Source organism: Streptomyces graminilatus, assembly GCF_001418565.1.
Lineage (GTDB): Bacteria > Actinomycetota > Actinomycetes > Streptomycetales > Streptomycetaceae > Streptomyces > Streptomyces graminilatus.
In genome coordinates, this window is record NZ_LIQQ01000447.1 from 1 (window position 1) to 2,264 (window position 2,264).

4 protein-coding genes are annotated in these 2,264 nt (G+C 69.4%); all 4 read left to right on the plus strand.

Annotated features, from left to right (window positions below):
- Positions 1-518: AFG1/ZapE family ATPase (gene zapE / locus AOK08_RS32160; RefSeq protein ID WP_241827177.1), on the plus strand; the 518-nt coding region annotated here is incomplete at its 5' end.
- A 265-nt stretch (positions 519-783) separates the two neighbouring features.
- Positions 784-1,182: a hypothetical protein gene (locus AOK08_RS32165; protein WP_055532662.1), complete on the plus strand. Its 399-nt coding sequence runs from the start codon at positions 784-786 to the stop codon at positions 1,180-1,182.
- An 89-nt stretch (positions 1,183-1,271) separates the two neighbouring features.
- On the plus strand, positions 1,272-1,862 hold the full coding sequence (locus AOK08_RS32170; RefSeq protein ID WP_055532664.1) for a carbonic anhydrase: 591 nt from the start codon (positions 1,272-1,274) through the stop codon (positions 1,860-1,862).
- An 8-nt stretch (positions 1,863-1,870) separates the two neighbouring features.
- The coding region (locus tag AOK08_RS32175; protein ID WP_198539460.1) for a SulP family inorganic anion transporter at positions 1,871-2,264 on the plus strand (394 nt) is incomplete at its 3' end.

The window sequence follows — 2,264 nt, forward strand, 5'->3', positions numbered from 1 at the left end:
AGGGCGCCGTACCGGCTCGGGTGCACGCGCGCGGGGTGGTCGTGGAGCTGCGGGAAGTGGCCGAGGGACACACCCTCGTTGGCGTACGCGCCGTTCGTCACCTGCTCCTCGGAGTACGGCGCCGGGGCCTGCCGCAGGCCCCGGCGCCGTACTCCGAGGAGCAGGTGACGAAGGCCGCGTACGCCAACGAGGGTGCGTCGCTCGACGACTTCCCGCAGCTCCTCGACCACCTCGCGCGCGTGCACCCGAGCCGGTACGGCGCCCTCACCGACGGCCTGAAAGCCGTGTGCCTCACCGATGTGCGGCCCGTCCCGGACCAGTCGACGGCGCTGCGGCTCGTCGTGCTCGCCGACCGGCTGTACGACCGCGAGGTGCCGGTGCTCGCCTCCGGTCTGCCCTTCGACCAGTTGTTCAGCGAGGAGATGCTGAACGGCGGTTACCGCAAGAAGTACTTCCGCGCGATCTCCCGCCTGACCGCGCTGGCCCGCGACGCCAAGGGCCTCGTGGATCCCGCGTAGGCGCCTGGCAGTCCCCTGGTGAGCCCCTGGCAGGCGCCGTGCGGGGCGCCCGCGAAGCCTCGCGCGATTCCGACCCGCCAATCACATGAACTGTCGCGGGTCAAGGACCAGTTCACGCCACCTCACCAGCGCTTTTCACGCTCTCTTCGACATGAAACGCTGAGTTAACCCAGCAAACAACTCCGCAGGGTTAACGTGTTTCTTGACCATCGGTTGACCAACCGTTGACGTACACGTGAGACGTGAATTGACTGGAGGGGGGAGCGTGTTCCGAGGTACTACGGCCAGGACCGTGCTCTCGCTCCTCGCCACCCTCCTGCTGGCCCTCCAGTTCTTCGCTCCCACGGAGTCCTTCGCACACGCGCACACAGCCCGTCACGCGGAGGTCAAGACCGAGCCCAGAAACAAACCCCGGGCCCAAGCCCAGCGCGACGAGTACGTCACCTGTGGTGACGGCGGCCATCAGCACGACCCGAGCCTGCCCCTGCGCACCCGGGACCGGCATCGCATCGCCGACTCGGGTCCCCAGGTGCTCGACCGCCCGCCCCTCGTGCGGGACCACACGGCTCCGCACGAACCGGCGGCGCGCGTCACGTCCCGTCATCAGGCGGCCAGATCACTTACCGCGCACACCCCGGCAGCGCTTCAGGTGTTCCGCTGCTGACAGCGGGAAAGCCCCCCACTCCCCGTCAGCACGTCCGACTGTCATGTACGTCCGACGCGCCATCGAGGCGCGCCAGGAGGAGTCCCCACATGCAGCCCCTCATCGACAACGCCCGCACCTTCGGTCAGCGCCCTGAGGAGTTCGCCAAGCTGGCCGAAGGCCAGTCCCCCCAGGTCCTGTTCATCACCTGCTCCGATTCCAGGGTCGTCCCGGCCCTGATCACGGGCGCCAGGCCCGGCGAGCTCTTCGAGCTTCGCACCGCGGGCAACATCGTCCCCCCGTACGTCTCCGCCAGCCCCACCGGCGAGGCCGCCACCATCGAGTACGCCGTGGAGGTCCTCGGCGTCAGCGACATCGTCGTCTGCGGCCACTCGCACTGCGGGGCCGTCGGTGCCCTGGTGCGCGGCGACGACCTCACCGCCGTACCCGCCGTACGCGACTGGCTCGCGCACGCCGCCGATGAACCCGAGCCCTCGGACCCGTCCGACCACGGCGACCCGACGGTCTCCTCCGCCGTCCAGAACCATGTCCTCGCACAGTTGCTGCGGCTGCGCTCCTACCCGTGCGTGGAACAGCGCATGGCCAAAAATGGACTGCGTCTTCGTGGCTGGTACTACGAGGTGCACACTGGGGCGGTGCGCGAACACCGCGCCGCCACCGACACGTTCGAAGCGCTGTGAGGGCCGCAATGAACATACGCTCCAAGGTCCCGCAGCTGCGGCAGGACTTCGCCGCCTCGCTCGTCGTCTTCCTGGTCGCCCTGCCGTTGTGCGTGGGCGTCGCCGTCGCCTCCGGGGTGCCTGCCGAACTCGGCCTGGTCACCGGCATCGTGGGCGGTATCGTCACCGGACTCCTGCCGGGCAGCAGCCTCCAGGTGTCCGGGCCGGCCGCCGGCCTCACCGTCCTGGTCTTCGAGGCGGTACGGGAACACGGTCTGCCCGCGCTCGGGGTGATCGTGCTCGCCGCCGGGCTGCTCCAGCTCGCGATGGGCGCCTTCAAGCTGGGGCGCTGGTTCCGGGCCATATCGGTGTCCGTCGTCGAGGGCATGCTGGCCGGAATCGGCCTCGTGATCATCGCCGGAC